We start from the raw sequence: 2070 nt of genomic DNA, 5'->3' as shown, positions 1-2070 counted from the left end.
AGAATGAAGAATGCTTTTTTCCAAAAAGAGTTTCAATTGTAGTTTAAATCACATATATTTACTTACTAGTTAACTAAAATGAGTTCGATTAGAGGTTTTTAGACGAACTGACGTTAGCGATAATTATACCAAAAATAAACATCAACTATTTCATCAAAAATGACAAACAAACTTTTAATACTAATTTCTATTTTAGTTTACGGATGTCAAAATGTTGACATTAACGATACTGATAAAAGAAATGAGAATTGGATATATTGGATTGATAAAAATACTGGAAATGCTTCATGGGTTAAAGTAGGAGTTGAAACAACTGTAAACGATGGAAGTTTTACATCTTTTTACAAAAATGGGAATATCTACCAAAAAGGAAAACTAAAAAATGGTAAGCGTATTGACACGATATATGATTATGATTTAAAAAATAATCTTTTAGAATACGAAATCATTAAGCCTGATACATTAATTCATTACTATATTAATAACGGACCTTACATTTCATATCTTCAAAACGGAAAAATTTTAGAAAAAGGAAACGTAGAAAATCATCAGATTGGTAACGAATGGACTAAATATTATGATAACGGTAAAATTGACTGGACTAAAAAACTTATAAACGGAACTGGGTCGAACCGTTGGTATTATAAAAGCGGACAAATCTCAGCTATTAATTATCATGTTAATGGTAAAACGAATGGGGAAGTAAAAATGTGGTTTGAAAATGGCCAAATTAAAGAGATTTCAAATTGGAACGATGGATTACAAAATGGAAATTGCGAAACATACTACGAAAATGGAAATCCAAAAGATAAAGCAAATTGGATAAATGACAAACTTCATGGTAAACGTGAAAGCTGGTACGAAAACGGTAAAGAAGAACAAATAGAGTTTTACAATAATGGAGTCAGAAATGGACAAATTATTCAATGGTATCAGAATGGTAACAAAAAAGCAACCATAAAATTTATTGCGGGACAAATCAGTGGAAAAGTAATTAATTACTACGAGAATGGAAATGTTAAAGGTCAAGGTAATTACAAAGATGGCAATCGCGAAGGAGTATTTTCATATTATGATGAAAACGGAAAACTAACAAGAACGCAAATTTACATTAAAGGAGAAATTCAGAAAGATGAACAATAACTATCGCTAACAGCCATTTTGAGCTAGCTGGAATTTAGTGGAATTATCGTTTCGCATCAAGTTTTCGTTAAGCCGAAAATAGAGCGTTTACGAACTTCCAGCCATCTCAAAGTGGCATAACGTTATGGGCAAGTTGTGCCGAAATTACGCAAGTAATTCCGATTTGAAAATGAAGTTTCTAGCTCGCAGAAAATTCATAAAGCAGAAGCGTGAAAATTGGACGTGCAAACAGAAACTTGAAAAATTGGAATCTGAAAAAACAGAAGCGGAAAATTAGATTTACTCAACAGAAGCGGGAAAAGTTATCAGTAATTGCCAGTCGAAACTTTAATTTATTCAAGAATGAAATATATTCAAGATGAAAATACAGAAACATTAATTGTCACTTTAATTGTTTTTGTGATAGTCTGTTTTTTTACTATTAAATGGGATATGTACGAAACAAAAAAATATGAAATTGAAGGAGAATATCGAGAATTATTATCAAAAATTAGGTTGCGTGGTGCCGTGATGATTTTCTTGATTGGAATTTTTTCTATCGTAAAAGAATTATATAAACGATTTTGAAGTACGGCAAACTTTACTAAAATTAAATTGGCTAAAATACGCATGAAAAATTTGCGCTTTAATTGCAATTTCAACTAAAAACAACCAGCCCATAACAGCTACTACAACGGATTTGGGCAATTGGCTTAATGGAAAATGGTTTTGTATTTGGGAGATTTGGCAAATCCGAATAATGGGCTTAATTTAGTCCCAAACTGCTTGTAGCGCGGGGACGTCAAACTGTCTAATAACCTCCTTTCTTCCTGTTAAATAAATTGTATTAAAAATCGTTCAAATAATTTGCATAACTCGTTGGTTTTTATTATATTTAAGGATGAAATTCATCAACGGAATTAACAGAAACCAACTCCCGCTTTTTGC

2 protein-coding genes are annotated in these 2070 nt (G+C 31.1%); both read left to right on the top strand.

Annotation, left to right across the window (positions count from 1 at the left end):
• Positions 1 to 159 precede the first annotated feature (159 nt).
• On the top strand, positions 160 to 1143 hold the full coding sequence (locus ACP7AT_RS15725) for a toxin-antitoxin system YwqK family antitoxin (protein WP_426065387.1): 984 nt from the start codon (positions 160 to 162) through the stop codon (positions 1141 to 1143).
• Between the two features lie 342 nt (positions 1144 to 1485).
• On the top strand, positions 1486 to 1710 hold the full coding sequence (locus tag ACP7AT_RS15720) for a hypothetical protein (protein WP_426065386.1): 225 nt from the start codon (positions 1486 to 1488) through the stop codon (positions 1708 to 1710).
• The last annotated feature ends 360 nt before the right edge of the window (positions 1711 to 2070 follow it).

Source organism: Flavobacterium sp. DSP2-3-1, assembly GCF_049896865.1.
GTDB lineage: Bacteria > Bacteroidota > Bacteroidia > Flavobacteriales > Flavobacteriaceae > Flavobacterium.
The sequence above is the reverse complement of the archived record's forward strand: the minus strand, read 5'-3'. Positions and strand labels throughout refer to the sequence as shown.